The organism is Ligilactobacillus equi DSM 15833 = JCM 10991 (genome assembly GCF_000615765.1).
GTDB lineage: Bacteria > Bacillota > Bacilli > Lactobacillales > Lactobacillaceae > Ligilactobacillus > Ligilactobacillus equi.
On record NZ_BAMI01000021.1, the window covers coordinates 1 to 20444 of the forward strand.

15 protein-coding genes and 1 pseudogene are annotated in these 20444 nt (G+C 40.9%); 1 reads left to right on the top strand and 15 read right to left on the bottom strand.

Annotated elements, in window-relative coordinates; all coding sequences use genetic code 11:
• Positions 1 to 212: 212 nt before the first annotated feature.
• The 8 genes from pyk to JCM10991_RS06065 form a co-directional block, all read right to left on the bottom strand.
• Positions 213 to 1979, bottom strand: a complete 1767-nt coding sequence (gene pyk, locus JCM10991_RS06040; RefSeq protein ID WP_023859375.1) for a pyruvate kinase — start codon at positions 1977 to 1979, stop codon at positions 213 to 215.
• Positions 1980 to 2036: 57 nt separating this feature from the next.
• Positions 2037 to 3002 (bottom strand): 6-phosphofructokinase, encoded by a 966-nt coding sequence (gene pfkA / locus JCM10991_RS06045; RefSeq protein ID WP_023859376.1) that lies wholly within the window; start codon positions 3000 to 3002, stop codon positions 2037 to 2039.
• Between the two features lie 120 nt (positions 3003 to 3122).
• Complete coding sequence (locus JCM10991_RS15685; RefSeq protein WP_263640292.1) at positions 3123 to 4064, bottom strand: helix-hairpin-helix domain-containing protein; 942 nt, start codon at positions 4062 to 4064, stop codon at positions 3123 to 3125.
• On the bottom strand, positions 4007 to 6124 hold the full coding sequence (gene dnaE / locus JCM10991_RS15690) for a DNA polymerase III subunit alpha (RefSeq protein WP_225349926.1): 2118 nt from the start codon (positions 6122 to 6124) through the stop codon (positions 4007 to 4009). The genes JCM10991_RS15685 and dnaE overlap by 58 nt, the downstream gene beginning before the upstream one ends.
• The gene (locus JCM10991_RS15695) at positions 6085 to 6447 is read right to left on the bottom strand and encodes a PHP domain-containing protein (protein ID WP_225349927.1); all 363 of its coding nucleotides are present in this window, start codon (positions 6445 to 6447) and stop codon (positions 6085 to 6087) included. The genes dnaE and JCM10991_RS15695 overlap by 40 nt, the downstream gene beginning before the upstream one ends.
• Before the next feature lie 81 nt (positions 6448 to 6528).
• Positions 6529 to 7938 carry an RsmB/NOP family class I SAM-dependent RNA methyltransferase gene (locus tag JCM10991_RS06055; RefSeq protein ID WP_025020860.1) on the bottom strand — a complete coding sequence of 470 codons (1410 nt, stop codon included), beginning with the start codon at positions 7936 to 7938 and terminating at the stop codon, positions 6529 to 6531.
• Positions 7932 to 8897, bottom strand: a complete 966-nt coding sequence (locus tag JCM10991_RS06060) for a hypothetical protein (RefSeq protein ID WP_023859379.1) — start codon at positions 8895 to 8897, stop codon at positions 7932 to 7934. The genes JCM10991_RS06055 and JCM10991_RS06060 overlap by 7 nt, the downstream gene beginning before the upstream one ends.
• A gap of 5 nt (positions 8898 to 8902) precedes the next feature.
• Positions 8903 to 9658 (bottom strand): dienelactone hydrolase family protein, encoded by a 756-nt coding sequence (locus JCM10991_RS06065; protein WP_025020861.1) that lies wholly within the window; start codon positions 9656 to 9658, stop codon positions 8903 to 8905.
• A 182-nt stretch (positions 9659 to 9840) separates the two neighbouring features.
• On the opposite strand from JCM10991_RS06065, the gene JCM10991_RS06070 reads away from it, so the two are divergent.
• A complete protein-coding gene (locus tag JCM10991_RS06070; RefSeq protein ID WP_025020862.1) occupies positions 9841 to 10656 on the top strand; it encodes a Cof-type HAD-IIB family hydrolase in 816 nt (271 codons plus the stop codon).
• Between the two features lie 193 nt (positions 10657 to 10849).
• On the opposite strand, the gene glyS is transcribed toward JCM10991_RS06070, so the two are convergent.
• From glyS to JCM10991_RS14435, 7 genes and pseudogenes are all read right to left on the bottom strand, one after another.
• Complete coding sequence (gene glyS, locus JCM10991_RS06075; RefSeq protein ID WP_025020863.1) at positions 10850 to 12931, bottom strand: glycine--tRNA ligase subunit beta; 2082 nt, start codon at positions 12929 to 12931, stop codon at positions 10850 to 10852.
• 1 nt (position 12932) lies between these two features.
• Positions 12933 to 13850: a glycine--tRNA ligase subunit alpha gene (gene glyQ, locus JCM10991_RS06080; protein ID WP_023859383.1), complete on the bottom strand. Its 918-nt coding sequence runs from the start codon at positions 13848 to 13850 to the stop codon at positions 12933 to 12935.
• 302 nt (positions 13851 to 14152) lie between these two features.
• Entirely contained in the window at positions 14153 to 14962 is an 810-nt protein-coding gene (gene recO / locus JCM10991_RS06085; protein ID WP_025020864.1) for a DNA repair protein RecO, read from the bottom strand.
• 58 nt (positions 14963 to 15020) lie between these two features.
• Positions 15021 to 16366: pseudogene (gene glmM, locus JCM10991_RS12860) on the bottom strand (phosphoglucosamine mutase).
• A 118-nt stretch (positions 16367 to 16484) separates the two neighbouring features.
• Complete coding sequence (locus JCM10991_RS06095; RefSeq protein ID WP_025020865.1) at positions 16485 to 17720, bottom strand: hypothetical protein; 1236 nt, start codon at positions 17718 to 17720, stop codon at positions 16485 to 16487.
• Between the two features lie 18 nt (positions 17721 to 17738).
• Positions 17739 to 18344, bottom strand: coding sequence for a GNAT family N-acetyltransferase (locus tag JCM10991_RS06100; RefSeq protein WP_162149494.1), 606 nt, complete (start codon positions 18342 to 18344; stop codon positions 17739 to 17741).
• 54 nt (positions 18345 to 18398) lie between these two features.
• Positions 18399 to 20444, bottom strand: coding sequence for a 3'-5' exonuclease (locus tag JCM10991_RS14435; RefSeq protein WP_051527961.1), 2046 nt, complete (start codon positions 20442 to 20444; stop codon positions 18399 to 18401).

The window sequence follows — 20444 nt, forward strand, 5'->3', positions numbered from 1 at the left end:
CCAAATTCGAATTCTTAGATTGATTAAAAATTGTTAAATACAGCGATTCGTAAAGAACAACAAAAAGACCATTTAGCATATAATTTATACTAAACAGTCCTGAAATTCGTTATATAGCTTTGTGTGAGGTGTGCAGAAATCTCAAAAGGCTACTACTGCATCCTCTAGCTTAGCGTGTTATAAAGCGCTAGAAACGTTGATATTGCTTAATCTTAAAGGGCGTTTGAAACACCGTGGTAAACGATACCGCGACGTGAGTCAACAGTTACGACTTCACCATCAGCAACCAATGAAGTTGCATCAGCAGCACCAACTACAACAGGAATACCCATTGAGATACCAACAACAGCTGCGTGTGAAGTTAAGCCACCGTTTTCAACGATTAAAGCAGCTGATTTTTCAATAGCTGGAAGGTAATCCTTGTCAGTTGACTTAACAACTAAGATACCACCTTCAACAGCTTTTTCATTTGCTTCTGCTGCTGAGTTAGCGATAACTGCCTTACCTACAACAGTTTCGTCACCAACACCTTGGCCTTCAACTAATTTTGAACCAATTAATTGAATTTTCATGATGTTAGTAGTACCTTCTTCACCAACTGGTACACCAGCTGTGATTAAGATTAAGTCACCTTCCTTAGCAAGGCCAGACTTCTTAGCTTCTTCAGTTGCTACCGCAAACATTTCATCAGTTGAAGCAGGAGCTTCAGCTAAAACAGGTTGTACACCCCAGTTAATAGTTAAACCACGACGAGTCTTGTCATCGAAAGTAACTGCCAAGATGTCAGCATCTGGACGGTACTTGGAAATCATTCGTGCAGTGTGACCAGACTTAGTTGCAGCCACAATAACCTTAATATTCAAGTTGTTTGCTGCTTCAGCAACGGCACGACCGATAGCTTCAGTCACATCAGTCTTGTCGAATTGGTTTAAATCAAAGTTACGGTGTGCACGTAAAGCATTTTCTGCCTTGACGTCAATACGAGCCATAGTAGCAACAGCTTCTACTGGGTAGTCACCGTTTGCTGATTCACCAGATAACATAGTAGCATCTGTACCATCGAATACGGCGTTAGCAACGTCAGAAGCTTCGGCACGTGTAGGACGTGGGTTTTCTTGCATTGAGTCAAGCATTTGTGTAGCAGTAATCACTGGCTTACCAAGAGCGTTACACTTCTTGATTAAGCTCTTTTGTACCATTGGTACGTTTTCTGCTGGAATTTCAACCCCCATATCACCACGAGCGATCATCAAACCATCAGAAACTTTGATAATTTCATCAAAGTTATCAATACCTTCTTGTGATTCAATCTTAGGGAAAATTTGAACATGGTTCATGTTCTTTTCTTCTAATAATTCACGAATATCTAAAACATCTTGTGGCTTACGTACAAATGAAGCAGCAATAAAGTTAATTTGGTTGTCTAAACCAAAACGAATATCATCAGCATCTTTTTCAGTAATACCAGGTAAGTTAATAGAAACACCAGGAGCGTTAACACCCTTACGTGAACCCAAAGTACCTTCGTTTAAGACTTTACATACAAGTTCGCGGTTAGCTTCATCCTTTTCAGTGATTTCCATGTCAATCAAGCCATCATCAAATAAAACGTGACCACCAACATGAACATCATCATATAAGCCTGGGTAAGTAACTGCAATCTTTTCTTGGCTACCTTTCAATGATTCGTCCATTGAGATACGAACTACATCACCGATAGCAAAGTGTAATTTACCAGTTTCAGTGTCTTGTACAGTAGTACGGATTTCCGCACCCTTTGTATCAAGCATAATACCAACAACCTTGCCAGTCTTCTTTTCGGCTTCACGCACGAGGTTGATACGGCCCATGTGTTCTTCGTGGTCCCCGTGTGAGAAGTTGAAACGGAATACGTTTGCGCCGGCTTCGATTAAGTTAACAATTGTATCTAAATCTGAACTGGCTGGTCCAAGTGTACTTACGATCTTGGTTTTTTTCATGAGTAAAATCTCTCCTTTAGAGTTTTTGTGATAAGTTCTACGCTTTTAGCAAGTGGATTAGAAACGAAGACGGTCGTTTAAATCTGCAAGCGAAACGTCTGTCTTGTGTTTGTGATTTTCCAAAGTATCGATGATGTCATGTGCTTCAGGTTTGCCATCGCGGATACCAACCGCCATACCACCCTTACCTTCTAAGAGAAGTTGCACTGCGTAATCACCTAATTGACTAGCAATGACACGGTCTTTAGCAGTAGGAACCCCACCACGTTGTACGTGAGCCAAAGTTACAGCACGGGAATCAAAGTCACCGTACTTATCAAGTTCTGCTTTGAATTCTTCAGCAGACATAACTCCTTCAGCCACAACAATTAAACCGTTGTCCTTACCATTTTTGCGGTTTTCAGTTAACTTGTTAGCAATTGCCTTGATATCATATTCACGTTCAGGAATAACAATGGCATCTGCGTCTGCCGCAATCCCTGACCATAATGCGATGTCACCAGCGCCACGGCCCATTACTTCCACCACGAAGATACGTTGGTGAGAACGAGCAGTATCGTTGATTCGGTCTAAGGCATCAGTTGCTACGTTCACAGCTGTATCAAAACCAATTGTAAAATCAGTTCCTGGAATATCGTTATCAATAGTACCGGGAACCCCAATTGAGTTAAAGCCGTGCTTAGTTAACTTCATGGCACCGTGGTATGAACCATCGCCACCAATCACAACTAAAGCATCAATGCCTAATTTCTTAAGCATTTCAATCGCCTTGAGTTGTGTTTCTTCTTCTGCAAATTCTGGGAAACGTGCAGAGCGAAGAATTGTCCCCCCACGATTAATAATACCGTCGAGGTCTGCCAAAGAGTCCATCTTGAAGACGTTACCTTCAACAAGGCCTTTGTAACCTAGGTTAATCCCGTAGGCTTCAAGACCAGCATGCATTGCTGAACGTGCGATTGCACGAACGGCTGCGTTCATACCTTGGGAATCGCCACCACTAGTTAAAATACCAATGCGTTTCATTTCTTCACCTCAAGTTTAAATTCAGTAGTAACTACATCCTCCACCAATTATATTACCACTTTTGTATAAAAATGTCTTGTAAAAAGAGGATTTTCTAATGGTATTTTCAAAAATTTTCATCTATTTTAAAACCACATTTTCATCACCCAGTAAAAAGGTAAGTTCTTCTTTAATCTTAGTATCTTTGCGCAACCAATATTGCCGGCCTAGTAAGGTCTTGCTACCTTTGGCTAAATCGTAAACCACTACCGGTGTTTGCCCCTTATAGTGTTGCAAAATCGCTAGTACTTTGGTTTTCAAAGCCCGATCCACATGTTCATCAAAACGTAAATACCAACATTGAGTTTCTAGTTTTCGGGCGGGATACATTTTATTAACAATCAAATTCATTTGATCATTACGCCATTGGGGTTTAACTTCCATTAACCAAACTTTACCATTTTCATTATTAATTTCATGACTGAAAAGTTCATATTCCCTAGCAAAAATAATCGCTTCTAATTGCAAGTTTTGATCAGCTACCGTTAGAAAAGCCATCTTACGATGGTTTTTATCAGTAATTTCACGTATTCCTTGCAGATAAACTAGAACCTTAGCTGGCTGATTGGCTTGTAACTTAATCAGTGGAACAGTATGTTCTACTATAGCTAACTGACGATACTTATCGAGCGGATGGTGAGAAATGTAGGCCCCCAAAACTTCGGCTTCTTTCAATAATAATTCATCGGCTTCTAGCCGGTCTGTATCTGCGAGTTTAAGGCTTTTTTTTGGTGTTAGTAATTTAGCTAGAAGCTCATTTTGTCCAGAAAACTTCTGCTTTTCCAATAAGGTTTCAATTTTTTGCAAAACCTTATTACGGTCATTTTCAAAATCATCAAAGACTCCAGCGTAAATTAATGGTAAAATCATTTCTTTTTTTACCCACTTATCACTAATTCTTTGGGTAAAATCTGCAATACTTTGAAAATTACCAGCCCTTTTCCTTTCCTGTAAAATTTCCGTAACTAAATCCCGTCGGACTCCTTTGATATTACCAAGCCCATAATAAATAGTTTGCCCCAATAAAATATGACTATAAGCGCTGTGATTGAGCGCTGGTAGGTGAATTTTAATCTGTCTTTCCTTAGCTTCTTGGATGAAGCCGCTGTTTTTTGACTATCACCAGCCACCTTATTTAAGAGTGCCGCAAAGAAAGCTGCCGGATAATGAACTTTAATATAAGCAAGTTCAAAAGCCATCTTGGAGTAAGCAACAGCATGTGAACGATTGAAACCATAATTTCCAAAGCGAGCAATAAAATCAGCGGTTTGCTGAGCAATTTCTTGACTATAACCTTGCCTAAGGGCTCCCTGTATAAAAAGATTCTGTAAATTAGTGATAGCAACGTGGTCTTTTTTAGACATAGCCCGCCGCAAGTTATCGGCCTGTCCAAGAGTCAAGCCCCCCATAGTTGTAGCAACCTGCATAACTTGTTCTTGATAAACCATGATGCCATAAGTGGGATTTAAAATCGGCCCCAAAACTGGCGGTAATTTTTCTGCTTGCTTTTGGCCCTGCTTTCTTTGCACGAACTCCGGAATATTTTGCATAGGTCCCGGCCGGTAGAGGGCATTGACCGCAACCACATCTTCAAAACTGCTTGGCGCAACTTGACGCAAGGCTCCACGAATCCCTCGAGAATCAAATTGGAAGATCCCGGTTGTTTGACCGCGGGCGAATAAAGCAAGGGTTTCAGAATCATCCAAAGGAATCTGACTTAATTTAACTTTATAACCGTATTCAACCAGGCGTAAGGCATTGGCTAATAGACTCAAATTGGTCAAACCCAAAAGATCAATTTTCAAAAGACCAACAGCTTCAACATCCCCTTTGGCATATTGACTCAGTAAGATGCCGTCATTACCTAATTGGACCGGCACAATTTGAGTTAAATCCTCATCACTCAAAACAATCCCGGCAGCGTGAGTAGAAAAGTGTCGCGGTAAGCCTTCCAACGCCAAAGCTGTCTGCCATAGCAATTTGAGTTTTTGACTGCTTTGAATCAAATTAGATAGAGCCACTTTTTCTTGAAAAGCCTCGCTAAGCTTTTGATTTGTCGTAAGCAACTTACTAATGCGGTCTGTTTCAGTCATAGAAAAACCCATCACACGTCCAACATCACGGATAACTTGCTTGGCTCCCAATGAACCAAAGGTAATAATTTGTGCTACATGTTGATGACCATATTTATCATGTACATAAGCAATCACCTGGTCACGACGATTATCAGGTAAGTCCAAGTCAATATCAGGCATTTGGGCACGCTCTTCATTTAAGAAACGTTCAAATAAAAGTCCGTATTGTAAGGGATCAACATCAGTGATTTTTAAAACATAAGCCACTAATGAGCCGGCCGCTGACCCCCGACCCGGGCCAAGTAAGATGTCTTGTTGGTGAGCAAAATTGGTGATGTCCCAAACAATTAAGAAATAATCCGCAAAGCCCATGCGATTAATAACTGCTAATTCATGTTGTAAACGTGCAGTATAATCGGCACGACGATGCTGCTTCCAAGCTTCCGCTTCCAAACGTACTTCAAGGCCTTGATAACAAAGTTCTGTTAGGTAATCTTTAGCCGCTTGACCTTGCGGGGTAGGATAGACCGGTAAGCGCATGGCCGGAAATTCCAAATGTAGGTCAACTTTGGCTACCAAACTTTGGTTATTTTCAAAGGCTTGACTGAGACCATTTTGTTTAAAGGCCCCTGCGTACTCAGTAACCGGGCGTAACCAATTTTTTCCGGGTTCTTTCTTTTCTAAATCTTCAGCACTTAATTTACTTCCGTCTTTAATAGCACGTAAAACCTTAACATGAAAGGCATCTTGAGCTGTTAAATAATGTACCGGAGCACCGGCAATTAATTTGACGCTAGTTTTTGCAACTTCTGCTAATAAGGTCTCTCGGTAAATCAAAGACATTTGGGGACTAACTGACACGTAAAGTTCAGTGGTATATTGATATACTTCATTTAAATAGGTCCCAACAGTCTCTGAATGACCATTATTCATGCGATTGGCAACCGGACTAGCTTCATCAGGCATAATCACGCTAAATCTGCCAGATAAGGCGCTAATTCTCGCCAAGTTAAGGCTTCTCGTCGATCAGTTTGGGTTAACTTCAAAGATGAAAGTTGTAATAAATTTTGATAACCAGCCTGGTTTAGGGCAATAAAAAGTACGTTTTCCTTAGAACCTACAAAGTTTAGATTTAATTTTAAACCTAAAATAGGTCTAATCCCGGCCGCTTGACAGGCCTGGTAAAAAGTCAAAGCACCGTAAAGATTATCTTCATCACTTAAAGCCAAAGAACGATAACCTAGCTCTTTGCCCCGGGCCACATAGTCACTGATTTTGAGATTGCTTTCCAATAAAGTAAAAGTTGAGGTCACATCAATTGGGGTAAACATGATTTCCGCCCTCCTTTATTTTAATTTCTCTTCTATTATAACAACAAAAAGCCTTCCTGCCAAAAACAGGAAGGCTCAACTTTAAAGTTCTTGATTATTTAAAAGACCGATAAAACGCAAGCCTTTAGGGAAGAAGTTTTTGACTGTCAAGTCAACAACTTTACCAAAAGCGAAAGGTTTCTTTTCGCAAACTAATAAATACCACCCCACTGGGTGCCGTTGAGTAAGCGTCAAGGTATTGCCAGCAACATAGGCTTGCCACTCTTCTTTGGTAACCTCCAAAACCCGTTCAATTTGTTCCGGCTGTAAAGCCAAAGCTAAAGTATAACTTGGTTCAAAGCGGTTCTTCTTAAAGACTCCTAACATGATACCGGGGCGCATAAATTTTAAGCGCGAAATATCAGGCCAGTCTTTATGATACCAGTAAAGATAGTCACCTGACAAACGTAAGTCTGACTTGGAAATTTCCAATTTCAATCCCGATTTTTGAGCAAAATCTTGCCACAAATCAAACTGTTGGCCACTAAGCCCGATGTGGTTAGTTCTTTTCCCTTTGGCTTTTTTCTTTTTTTGAGGTTTAGCTGCTACTTCTGGCATCCGCGTATCAACCAACTTCGCCACAAATTGGCCTTCACCTTGAAAATGATGAAACATCATACGCACGGTCTTTGTTAAGTCGGGATTGCCATTAGCCCAATCAGGACGGCCTGCATCCATCCCTGCAAAACGTTTAATCGGCACCAGTTCTAAATAAGGATACCTTTCTAAGAGCCAGGCCACAATTTGCTCATTTTCTTCTGGGGCAAACGTACAGGTTGAGTAAACTAAAGTCCCCCCTGGTCGTAACATTTGCATAGTTTCTGTTAAGATTTCCTTCTGCAAGACCGCACATTCCGCTGGATAATCAGCATGCCAGTACTTAATAGCGTCATGATCTTTGCGAAACATCCCTTCCCCTGAACAAGGGGCATCGACTACAATTTTATCAAAATACCCAGGAAAAACAGACGCTAGGTTTTGAGGCGATTCATTTAACACTATAGTGTTCAAAGCCCCGGCTCGCTCCAAGTTTTCTGCCAGAATAGCTGCTCGCTTACGATTAATTTCATTAGCAACTAAAAGACCTTGATTAGCCATATTTTCAGCTAATTGCGTGGATTTCCCTCCAGGTGCTGCACATAAATCTAGTACCTTTTCGCCTGGTTGAGCATCAGCAACTTGAGCTACATACATAGCGGAAATATCTTGACTATAGACATAACCTGTTTGGTGTTCTAATGACCGCCCTGAAACGGACCCGATATACCCCGTAGGCACATGGGGGGTTGGATTAGACAAATCATAGGCTACTTCTTGATAGTTAGCCTTCAAGGGATTAAGTCGAAAACCTTTCTGAACCTTAGCATCAATACTGTCCAAAAATTTTTGACCTTCAACCGGACCTAATAACTTTAAATATTTTTCTTGATATTCACTTGGTAACTTTACCATCTCTTAACCCTCACATTTAAAATCCAGAGGAAGAACAAACTGTCTATTAGCATGCCTCCCCCATTAAAAATCAATAACCAACTATAAGAAGTCATGGAGTAAATCATCATCCCTACTATAGTACCTAGAACTAAGCCCAAACCGATAAATAAAGTATAAAATTCCCATTCTTGGAAAACAAAACGTTGGCGGTCATCATTAAGAAAGCGTAGTTGCTGGAAGTTTTTGCGACTGGTAAAGAACCAAATCAGCAATAAAATTAAGTAGCCAACTACTACCCCTACTAAAATCAGGACTTGGGTACTATGTTCCTTAATCCAGGTGCGTTTGGCGATAATAAAGGTTCCATAAGATACGTGTCTGAAACTTCGAGGATGAAAAGCCCGTTTAATATCTGCTTTTTCCAAACGATTCTTACCATCAATTAAAACGTGGTAGGCATTAGCTTTTTTTTGCACAAGATTTTCCGGGGCCACTGCAATAAAGATTTGCTGATCTAATTCTGAGTGGTACTTGGACCCCATAATTCCAATGACAGGAATATAATTACCCTTAATTTTAATATACGCTTGCGCTTGAGGCTTGTAGAGTTGCTTTTCTAAATTCTTACCGACAACAGCTGTTGGCACGTCAGAGACAAAGGATGCCTGAGAAAAGAAATTTCCTGAAATCATTGGTGGTGTTGCAAAGTTACCTTTTCCATAAAAGTAAGTAACATTTTTTTGCTGTGTTTGAAAGTGAAGTTGCACATCCTTCAAAGTACTTTTTCGTGTTTTAGTAACAACTTCGGCCAGACTGGTACCTGCTTTAAATTTCATTCGATAAGCATCCTGGGACAAATTATGATTATCCAGACGGATAACCACATCTTTTTCTTGAATTTGATAAAAAGCAAATGCCGAGATAAAAGCTAAAACTGCTGCGGCCACCACAATTAAAAATTTTTTCTTAAACACCATTCAGCCTACTTTCCAAAATACTCCGCAAATTTTTGTCCCATTTCAACCATAGTTTCGTGCTTAATCTTATGCACACCACCTTGTTTAGCCGTGAAAGTTACATTTCTACCATAAGAAAAAGCCTTAACATCTTGATAAAAATCCCAAGTCACTTCAAAAGGAATTGTGGAATCAGCGGTACCATGCCAAAAGTGTAAGGGCCGACCAGCAATTTTTTTCGCTTGTTGAGACAAATCTAAAACTGCCAAACGCGAAATTTGTTCCTCGATATAAGCAGGATCTAAGTTTAGATCACCCGGAAGGTTTTCAATTAAATAGTGAGCAAACTTCATCAGCTGTGGTGTACCCTCTAAGCAAACGGCAGCATCGACCCAAGGATAAAGGGTGAAGATAGCATTGGTAGTAATCCCACCCATCGACATTCCCGCTACCCCAATTTGCTTAGGTGTAACTAAGTCTGCTTCTTGGTAGGCTTGCACTAATTGCGGAAATTCTTTAACTGAATTAACCACAATCTGCCAAAATTCTAATTGGTGGCTTTCAACTTGCCCGTCCTGTCGATCACCATGATATAAGGCATCCGGTAAAAGTACCCGAATGTTATGCTTAGCGATTTCTAAGGCTTGGCCCAAGACTTCTTCTTTACAGCCTGTCCAACCATGGTAAAACACAACTAAAGGAGCTGCTGTTTGTTTTAATTCTGGCTTGACCACTTCTAAAAATGGTAGACCCATAATTTCTTTAGTTTGGATTGTAATCATTTTATCACCCATTTTCTCATTAGCTTACTTTTTCTATTTTAGCGGATTGCTTAAACTCTAGCAAGCCAGCGACAATCCTTTAACTAAAACGCAAAGTGTCAAACTTCCTAGGCATCCCTTTACCCCTATCGGAGATTTGTGCTATAATTTGCAAAAACTACTTATGTGAAAGGATGAATCTCTTGCAAACTAAACTAATTGCCATTGATCTTGATGGTACGACTTTAAATAAGCAAGCCCAAGTTAGTCCTAAAACTAAGGCAGTTCTGCAAAAGGTGCAGGACCAAGGTCATATCGTCTCCATTGTAACAGGGCGACCCTACCGTATGACCCGAGATATCTATGATTACTTGGAATTGAAAACACCTCTGATTAATTTTAACGGCGCTCTTGGTCATATTCCACACCAATCCTGGGATAAAGAATATCAAGTGACCTTTTCTAAAGAAATTGCTTTCAACCTCCTAGCAGACAAGAAACGTCTAGGGCTCAAAGTTATTGCGGCGGAAGGTAAATTCATGAATCTAGCCGACCAGCCTAATAATTTTATCGACGACTTCTTCCCTGCCAAACTGGAAGCCCATCAAGTACTTAATCATCTGAACTTACAAGAGGACCCCGCTGCTATGACAATGCTAGTTGACAAAGAGCAATTACCAGACACGGTCAAACAATTAGAAAAAGATTATGGTCAAGATATCAATGTCGGCGTTTGGGGTGGACCCACCCCCATCTTGGAACTTTCACCAAAAGGTATTGATAAGGCTCATGGCGTTGAGTTCTTAGCCCACCACTACGGTATCAAGCGTCAAGATATCATCGCCTTCGGAGATGAACACAATGATTATGCTATGATTGACTACGTCGGCCACGGGGTGGTTATGCAAAATGGGACAGAACAACTCAAATCGATTGCCAATGATATTACTCAAGTCGACAATGACCACGATGGACTCGCCCTTTACCTGGAAGATTACCTCAATTTAAAGGATGCTTAAAAAGCGCTAGATCAAGGGAGGATCTAGCGCAGATAATAACATATGTGATTTGCCTAATAAGGCTCAAGCTTATAAGGAAGCTTATGCTAGGTTAATAGCATAATTCATTTTACACTTGTATATACTAGTTGTCAACTAAATAACTTATTTTTTAAAAGAAATCCTCACCGGCTCCGGCGAGGATTTCTTTGCTTTATTTTACATTTAATTGAGCTAAGTCACCAAAGTTTTGAGTTAATTGCTTAACTAAAACTAATTGATGTAAACGGTTGTTCTTCACCGCTGTATCTTCAACCATAACCATTGTTGCTTCGAAGTAAGCTGAAATGGCGTCCTTCAAAGCATGAATAGCCTGATATTTAGCGTCATAGTCATTTGCAGCTTCCATAGCTTCTTTTTGTACTTGGTAAGCAGCAAACAGAGCTTTTTCGCTATCATTTTCAAAAAGACTTTCATCAACAGTTAAGGTTTGACTTAAGTCAGCCTTGTCTGCCAAACGTGCCACCCGTGTCAAAGCTTCAATTGTTTCCTTAAAGTCTGCATCATCCAAGTGGGCAGTCAATGTCTTGGCTGCTTGACTAACATCAACAAACGTATTCGCCATGTTAGCTACTACCGTTTCTAAGACGTCGTGGCGGTAGTGGTCGTTAGCCAAAATTTGGTGGAGACGATCCGCTACAAAGTCGCGTAAAGCTTGAGCATTCGTTGCGGGATCAATGTTAGCGTATAGATCATGCGCTTTACCTTGGGCAAAGGCCACCGCATCCATTAAGTCATCCACTGATAATTGCCAATTATTAGCCAAGGCTATACGGATAATTCCTAAAGTCTGACGTCGTAAGGCGTAAGGGTCATTAGAGCCAGATGGTACCATGCCTGCACTGAAGAAGGCTTGTAAACTATCCAACTTGTCAGCTATGGAAAGTACGGACCCCACCGTGGAAGCTGGTAAGACACCTTCGGCACTGGTTGGCATGTATTCTTCACGAATAGCTTGAGCCACCACCGCATTTTCACCCATGAGATTAGCATAAATTTCGCCCATGACCCCTTGTAATTCGGAGAATTCGCCAACCATTCCTGTCACCAAGTCAAACTTGTAAATTTGGCTTGCCCGAGCTAAATCAGCTAATTCTTGGTCAGATAAACCTAACTTTTGACCTAAGAATTGCGCTAAGAGACCTACCCGTTGCATCTTTTGGGCCAAAGTTCCAATCTTATCGTGGAACATCACCTTGTCCAAGCGGTCAACATAGTGTTGAAGTGATTGTTTTTGGTCTTCTTCAAAGAAGAATTTCGCATCTTCCAAACGTGCCGTTAACACTTTTTCGTTTCCGGCAATTACATTGTTCAAGAAGGCGTCCTTCCCGTTACGGATAGCGATGAAGTGTGGTAAGAGTTTACCTGCTGCATCAGTTACGTAGAAATAGCGTTGGTTATCCTTCATGGAAGTAATCAAAACCACATCAGGGACAGCTAAGTACTTTTCGTCAAAGTTTCCCGCAAAAACCGTTGGCCACTCCACCAAATTATTAACTTCTTCTAAGAGGCCTTCATCAATATCAACCTTCCAGCCATTTTCTTGGGCTAAATCGTTGATTTGTCCACGAATCATATTCTTGCGCTTAGTCGCATCCGCAATTACTGATTCAGCTAATAAAGCTTCAGGATAGTCGTCAGTTGAATTTAATGTAACTTCTTTACCTAAGAAACGATGACCTTGACTAACCCGTCCTGTCTTGGTACCTAAGATATCAAAGTTTACCACTTCATTATCAAGTAAGGCTACTAACCAACGGATAGGACGGACGTATTCAAAGTCATTTGTCCCCCAACGCATCATAGTTGGGAATTTAAGGGACATCGCCACTTCTTTCATGCCAGCTAAAACTTCTAGTGCGGATTTCCCTGCTTCAAACTTATTGGCGTAGACGTACTCAACCCCTTTTAATTCCTTGAAGAATAAATCATCCGTGGTTAAACCTTGACCACGAGCAAAGCCTTGCGCTGCTTTAGTCCAATTACCCTCAGCATCTTGAGCAATCTTTTTAGCAGGGCCCTTAGCTTCGGTGGAAATATCTTCTTGCTTATCAGCTAACCCTGTCACCTTAACTGCTAAACGTCTTGGTGTTGAAAAAGGTAAGACACTGTCAAAAGCTAACCGTTCTTCTTTTAAATAATTTTCAACCTTAGCCACTAATTGGTTCACAGAAGGTGTGACCACGTGAGCGGGAATTTCTTCCAAACCAATTTCTAGTAAAAATGTGTGTGCCATCCTAGTCTTCCTCCTTCAACAATTCTTGCCGTAAAGCTTCATCTTTAATCAATGGGAAGCCTAATTTCTTACGTTCCGCCACAAAAACCTTGGCCACAGATTTGGCCATATTGCGAATCCGGGATAAATAACCCGCTCTTTCCGTTACGGAAACCGCCCCCCGGGCATCTAAAAGATTGAAAGTGTGACTGCACTTTAAAATGTAATCGTAGGCTGGGTGCACCAAACCATTGGCAATTTGCTTCTTAGCTTCTTCTTCATAAACATCAAAAGCTTTGGCCAACATTTCTTGGTTAGATTCTTCAAAGGCATACTTAGAGTGTTCGTATTCCGGTTCCTTGAAAATATCACCATACTTAACCCCATCTGTCCATTCAAGTTCAAAGACATTGTCAACATCCTGAATGTAAGAAGACAAACGTTCCAAACCATAGGTCACTTCGGCCGCTACTGGCTTAACTTCTAAACCACCAACTTGTTGGAAGTAGGTAAATTGAGTAATTTCCATCCCATCAAGCCAGATTTCCCAACCAACACCGGCACAACCCATAGAAGGGTTTTCCCAGTTATCTTCCACAAAACGAATATCATGTTCTTCTGGGTTAATTCCTAGGGCCTTCAAACTATCCAGATATAATTCTTGGATGTTTGCGGGGCTAGGCTTCATTAAGACTTGGAATTGGTGGTGTTGGAACAAACGGTTAGGATTGTCCCCGTAACGACCATCGGCTGGACGACGTGAAGGTTCCACGTAAGCCACATTCCAAGGTTCAGGTCCAACCGCCCGCAAAAAAGTGAAAGGACTCATAGTTCCCGCACCCTTTTCCGTGTCATAAGCTTGCATTAACATACAGCCTTGTTTTGACCAAAATTGTTGCAAGGTTAAAATAATTTCTTGCACTGATAATTTCTTCGTCATGAAAAAATTCCTTTCTGTGTGTTCGATTTTCGAAAACAACTAAGCCAGCATCATAAAAAAGATCGTCCCTATATGACGCCACTTGGTCATATAGGGACGATCTTCGATAATCGCGGTTCCACCCTACTTCTAGGCACAGCCTAGCACCTTAATTCACGCAACTCCGAAAGTGCCACCACTGCTTTAAAGTCACCTGCTTTCACCCACCAGGCTCGCTTAAGACTTCCTTCACAGTTTCTTCTTTCATCACCGTAGCAATATTAATAAGTATAGTATAGCTGATTTCTAACCATTGTCAAGCCTCAACCATCGTCAACTTTAGAATCTTTTTTGGGTAACGGGTGAAACATGCCCGCAAACGAATCCATCTGGTCCAAAAATTTCTTGGCTTTGAGATAGATTCCAACTTGATGATCATAAATTAAGTCAAGCGTCTGCCGCAGGCGTTGCTTGGTCTCTGCCCTTAGCTCCACTTTGCCTAACTTTTTTAAATCCAAAACGGAAAAAGCCTGCAAATAATAAATCGTTCTTTGATCTAGATGCAAACGATGTGGGTCCAAGTGATAATGTTGTGGGCATAAGAGTCCGCCATAACTTTCTGAATAATCAAAAGGCCGACTGGTCTTTTGACAAACCACACAACCAGCTAACTGCGGTGCTACCCCAAAAGCCGCTAGTAATTGGACTTCGATGATATTAGTCACCACCGCCGGGTCCTTACCAGTATCAATCAACCAAATCGCTTCGATAATTTTTTCAAACCATAAGCCAGGCAAGATGGTGTCACTTCCAAACGCTCGTTCGGCCAAGGCTAAAATATAAGTCGCATAGGCATTTAACGCAATATCTTCACTAATAGCCTGATATTGTTGTAAGCCACGAGGAGCAGTCAAAAAAGATAAGCCCACATCATTAATATTACCAATATAAGTTCCGCGGGTAAAAGGCAGAATTGCAGCTCCCATTTTGAAACCTCGCTTACGTACACCACGAACAAAAAAAGTTTTATAACCGAAACGGTCAGTTAGAATCTTGACAAGCATATCGCGTTCCTTATAGTTTTGACGCGATACGACCAACCCCTCAAAAACTTCACCATGATGCGTCGCCATTACCTACACCCCCTCATCTTTAAAAAAGAACCGCAAGTTAACTTACGATTCTTTTACATTAAATTCCCATTTCAGCTTGCACAACGTCAACAATTTCTTGTACATATTGGTGTACTAATTCTTGCGTAGAAGCTTCAGCCATTACTCGTAAAAGATCTTCCGTTCCAGAAGGACGCACTAAGACACGACCATCTCCAGCCATCTTTTCTTCCACTTGAGCAATAGCATCCTTAATTTTTTGGTTATCTAAAGCCGCCTGCTTGTCAGTTACGCGTACATTTACTAATTCTTGGGGGTACGTTATCACTTCAGCAGCTAATTCAGACAATTTCTTGCCGGTTTGCTTCATAACATTTAAAAGTTGTAAGGAAGTCAACATCCCGTCACCAGTAGTATTGTAGTCTAAGAAGACAATATGACCGGATTGCTCCCCCCCAAGATTGTAACCTGACTTCCGCATTTCCTCAACCACGTAACGATCGCCAACCTTAGTTTTCACAGAATTCAAGTCGTGAGCCGCCATGGCCTTGTAAAGTCCAATATTAGACATAACTGTCGTTACAATTGTGTCTTGCTTTAACCGTCCTTGCTCGGCCAAGTACTTCCCACAAATGTACATAATCTTGTCACCATCAACAATGTTACCTAGTTCATCAACTGCGATAAAGCGGTCACCATCACCATCATAAGCCACACCAACATCAGCACCTTGTTCAACTACAAATTTAGCCAATGCTTCAGGATGGGTTGAGCCCACACCATCATTGATATTAATTCCATCAGGATGGGTCGCCATCGTAGTAAATTCGGCATTTACATTGGCATATAATTGCGCTACTAAGCACTAGTTGCCCCGTTAGCTCCATCAATGGTAACATTTAATCCGGACAAATCATCAGGAATTGTATTTTGTAAGAAGCGTAGGTACTTCATAACCCCTTCGTTGTAGGAGGAAATCGTGCCTAAACCTTGAGCTGATGGCCGTGGTAAGTCATCAACTTCAGCATCTAATAATGCTTCAATTTCGGCTTCTTTTTCATCAGATAATTTGTAACCATCATTACCAAAAAACTTAATGCCATTGTCTTGTGCAGGGTTATGGGAAGCAGAAATCATTGCTCCCGCATCCATATCTTCAGTCCGCACTAAGTAAGCTACCCCAGGGGTGGTCATAACACCCAAATCAAAGACTTCAATTCCCACTGACAATAAGCCAGCGGTTAAGGCTTGAGCCAACATTTGCCCTGAAATTCGCGTATCACGTGCTAAAAGTACGCGTGGTGTTCGACCTTCTGCGTGCTTGGTTAAGATATATCCGCCACAGCGACCTAATTTAAAGGCAAGCTCTGGAGTTAAGCTCTCATTAGCAACCCCACGTACACCATCTGTCCCAAAATATTTCACGTTTCTTTCTTCCTTTCAAATTAAAAGGTCCCACTAAGGAGGGGGACCTTGTACTTTTTCACATTTTAATTTTTGAACCTGTCCGCTCTCATTATAACATATCAACCCCAAAAGTTAACTATTTCTTCCGAATTTTCATGTAGGGTTTATCATTAACGTCTTGGTGCACTTTACACCGGTCCAGTTCGGTTTCAAATACTTTTTGTGCTCTCGGAGGCATTATCTGGAGCAACATCTCACGAAATTCCACTGGCATTCCTTCAAGTTCGGTTAATATCTCATTAAATTCTACATCGTTTAACATACCCGATTCTGTTTCATTTAGCATGCTTGACTCTATTTCAAGTTCATCTTCTACCCATGCAACCGCATTTTCTAAAGCTTGGTCCACATATTTCATATCAGCTTTGGTCATCATCCCTGTCCTAGTCAAGAACAAGTAGAATTTCCGGAAAATTTCTTGAACCATCTCAATTCCATCTAGAGCCACGTAAGGGTCTTTTTGTAATTCACCGTCAATTACCTCCCAGACAAACATGGCTAGGTCGCTCAAGTTGGAAGTCGCCATCCGAAAATCGCTAATTAACAGGTAGTCATTGAGATAAGATTTCACAAGGTCTCCGACAATTTTATCAGGTAATCCCAAACGTAAATCAGTTTCTAAAAACTGTGCAATGACCGCTACATTATTAGCCATAATTTCCTTTTTGACCGCACTAATATCTTGGATCGGCTTAAATTCTACGGCTTGCCAAGTACGAAAGTCTTGAAACTTAGCTTCCATATCCATGTAAGCAAATTTACGACTTGGCTTTTTCGCCCTTTGAGGATAAGTCTGACTTAAAAGAGTGACCGCAAACTCTGTTTGATTAGGATTGTTAAAAGCCGATATTAAAGCCCCACTACTTCCTATTGCCTTCAACCGCTCAAATAAGTTAAGACCAGTATCAAACACATCTTCATAAACGGAATTTTCAGGTTCTTTTAACTCAGGAAGCTGATAAGCTTGCTCATCTACCACAAATTCAATTTCACGCCCATTATATAGAGCGTCAAGATAGTTATTAATGGTTATATCTGGCACCATGGTATTGTTTAACATGTATGGTAAAATGGACAAGGCTTTTGCCAACACATCGTCATCTTTAGCTAACGGTAGATACAATTTCAGGTCGGGTTGGACTAAGACCAAACTCTCCTTTCCATAAAATTTAGCTTCAGTTAAATACCAGTCAGTATAAGCTTGAACCTTTACCTTACGCTTGCGCTTTTGCCGTAGTTCGATTTCCAACGGCTTATTAGCTACCAGTAATTGAGCTTTAGCTAATAATTTTTTATTAGTGTGAATATGCATGTAATCACCTCAAGTTTCTTAACCCTGCAATAACTTCCGTGGTTGTCGTGCTGGTTCATCATCGCGTCGAACAGTCAAGGGCAGGTAACGCATTCGCAAAGGAAACATTGCCCAATCCATCAACTTAACATAATCTTGCGCAGGAAAATCGGCTCCTACTGTCAAAAAGTCATAACATTCATCTCCTGCTTCTTGAGTATAAAAACCTGCTTTTTCAAAACCATTACGCGCGTAAAAGGCTTGTCGACGCTGCCTTTGTTCATTATTCGGTGCCCAAGGTAAGGGTCTTTCAGCACTGAGACCAAGTTTTCTTTGGATATAGCGCCGTTTAGCCAAATCCAAAAAACGGCTCCCATAACCTTGTGATCGATAATCTTTTCCAATAGCTAAAAAGAAGATGTAGGCTGTTTGAGCATCTAAAATAGTGAACATAAAGCCCACCCATTTGATGCCATCATAAATTGAAACAAACTCAGCTCGTCCCCGTAGTACCATCATCTTCATAAACCACATTGGCAACTGTTCCACCTTAGGGAAGGCTTCATAGTAAGTGGTCTGAATTTTGGCAAAATCTGGACTAGTTAACTTCGTCTTCTCAATCCGCATCGCGTTTCTTCCTTTCAAAAATTCTTTACTACTACATCATAACAAAAAATACCCTGCTATAGGGTATTTTAATCAAATTTCAATAACTTTTTGTGCAGCTACAGCATATAGATAGCGATGTGCGACTTTTTGACCCGTAATACTTTCTAAAGCTAAGGCATAGAGGTTCATTTGTCCTTGATACTTTTGCTTTAAAGATTCCAGTCCGGCTTCCCCCGCTACATGGTCAGTCTTGTAATCAAAGAGGATTACTTTTCCCTTAGTATCTACAAAGTAACCATCAATAATCCCGTGAATTAGAAGGGGCTGGTCATCATCACCTAAATCAGCAAAAATTTTACCCGCCGGATACAGCAATGAAAATGGCGCTTCACGGTGAACTTGACTATGATTAGCAATCATAGCTCGACCTAATGGACTTTGATAGAAGGCTAAAATTCCGGCACGATTTATTTTTTCTGCTACCTTATCCGTAACCAAACGGTCTGCAACAGCCTGCTTAATCACCGCTTCAATCGCTACTAAATCCGGTTCCTTGTCTAAAGTGAGTTTTTGAAAAACCAGGTGCGTCGCTGTCCCAACTGCCGCTGGAGTAATTTTCTCTTCCGTTGTCATAAATTCAGGCTGACTAAAGGTCTGAAGACTAGGTTGAAAGTCCGCTTTAATCCCTAAAGTAAGTTTATCAACATCCACTGCCTGCATCTGATTCATATCTGGGTCCGCGAAAAAAGGCTTTAAATCGGTTACTGCTTGGTAGGCTGCTGTTTGAGTTTTAGCGGTCTGCTCGTATTTAAAGTCCAGAACCTCGCGGATAGCTTGCAATTCTATATTATCCTTAGGTACTACTTGACCTAAAGTTGCTTGCCATTCTGCTAAACTTGGCGTTTTCTCTTCTTTAACAACTACCGATTGAGCTGCTAAATCTGCGTCTGTCCAAAATTCGACTGCAAAATCTGCTTGTAAATCAGCAGGAATCATTTCTGCTTGTGCGACGTCTAAGTCGATTGCTTCGCTTGCGACTAAATCTGCTAAGCGATCCTGCCCCAGCATTACGTGATTCTGAAAATGTGGTGTACGCACCAGGGCCATCCCCACCCAATCTAAGTAATTTTTAGAAGCTTGACGGTGGGTTCGCTCTAAAACTAAAGCTTCATCATCTTTAGCAACAAGCCATTTTTTCAAAGCCGTCGCCTGATCCTTATATTCACCTACAAGATATAAATATTGCTCACTACGCGTCAAAGCCACATAGAGCTTACGCATCTCTTCGGCTAGCATCTTTTTTTCATTTTGAGCTCGAATGACTTGATAAACAGGGGTGGTTTGTTGTAAATAAAACTCTAACTGCCCATCATCACTGATTTTTTGACTGATGTATTGAATTCCTAGCCCCAAGTCATCGTCCAAGATATAACGTTCTGTTAAAGAGTGTTGATTGAAACGCTTAGTAGTGTTAATTACGAAAACCACCGGAAATTCTAATCCCTTACTTTTGTGGATTGTCATAAAATGAACCGCATCTTCACTATCTTCTTGATTAATTTCTGCCAAATCCTTATCGTGTTCCTGGAGTTTCTTGATAAAGCCTAAAAATCTGAAAATTCCACGGTAGTTAGTTTGCTCGTAGGCTTGGGCTCTTTCATAAAGAGCGTGTAAATTAGCTTGTCTTTGCTTACCACCTGGCATTCCCGTCACAAAGTCTAAAAAACCGGTCTTTTCATAAATTGACCAAATTAAAGGCGCGATTTCGGCCCGGCGTGCTTGAACTCGTAAGGTGGTTAAATCATCCAAAAAACGAACCACTTTCGCATATAAATCAGTTTCGAATTTTAAATTATCCTTATTCGCATTCTTAAACTTGAAAAGTTTAGAAACACCTTTAGCTTCTGCTTCATACAAGTTTCGAAAGCCCGTTAAAGTCCCATAAAAATCTCCCTGCTTAGTATTAATTCGTAAATAGGCCAGTTCATTTTCGTTGAAACCATACATTGGTGAACGTAATACCGCTACTAGCGGAATATCTTGGTGCGGATTATCAATAATATTTAACATCGCCAACATCAACTTAATTTCTGTCGTTTGGAAGTAGTTATCAACATTATCGACTTGGACTGGCAC

Coding starts and splice junctions, on each gene's coding strand:
- pyk (WP_023859375.1), bottom strand. CDS start 1,979: ATGAAAAAAACCAAGATCGTAAGTACACTTGGACCAGCCAGTTCAGAT.
- pfkA (WP_023859376.1), bottom strand. CDS start 3,002: ATGAAACGCATTGGTATTTTAACTAGTGGTGGCGATTCCCAAGGTATG.
- JCM10991_RS15695 (WP_225349927.1), bottom strand. CDS start 6,447: ATGTTTACCCCAATTGATGTGACCTCAACTTTTACTTTATTGGAAAGC.
- JCM10991_RS06055 (WP_025020860.1), bottom strand. CDS start 7,938: ATGGTAAAGTTACCAAGTGAATATCAAGAAAAATATTTAAAGTTATTA.
- JCM10991_RS06060 (WP_023859379.1), bottom strand. CDS start 8,897: ATGGTGTTTAAGAAAAAATTTTTAATTGTGGTGGCCGCAGCAGTTTTA.
- JCM10991_RS06065 (WP_025020861.1), bottom strand. CDS start 9,658: ATGATTACAATCCAAACTAAAGAAATTATGGGTCTACCATTTTTAGAA.
- glyS (WP_025020863.1), bottom strand. CDS start 12,931: ATGGCACACACATTTTTACTAGAAATTGGTTTGGAAGAAATTCCCGCT.
- glyQ (WP_023859383.1), bottom strand. CDS start 13,850: ATGACGAAGAAATTATCAGTGCAAGAAATTATTTTAACCTTGCAACAA.
- recO (WP_025020864.1), bottom strand. CDS start 14,962: ATGGCGACGCATCATGGTGAAGTTTTTGAGGGGTTGGTCGTATCGCGT.
- JCM10991_RS06095 (WP_025020865.1), bottom strand. CDS start 17,720: ATGCATATTCACACTAATAAAAAATTATTAGCTAAAGCTCAATTACTG.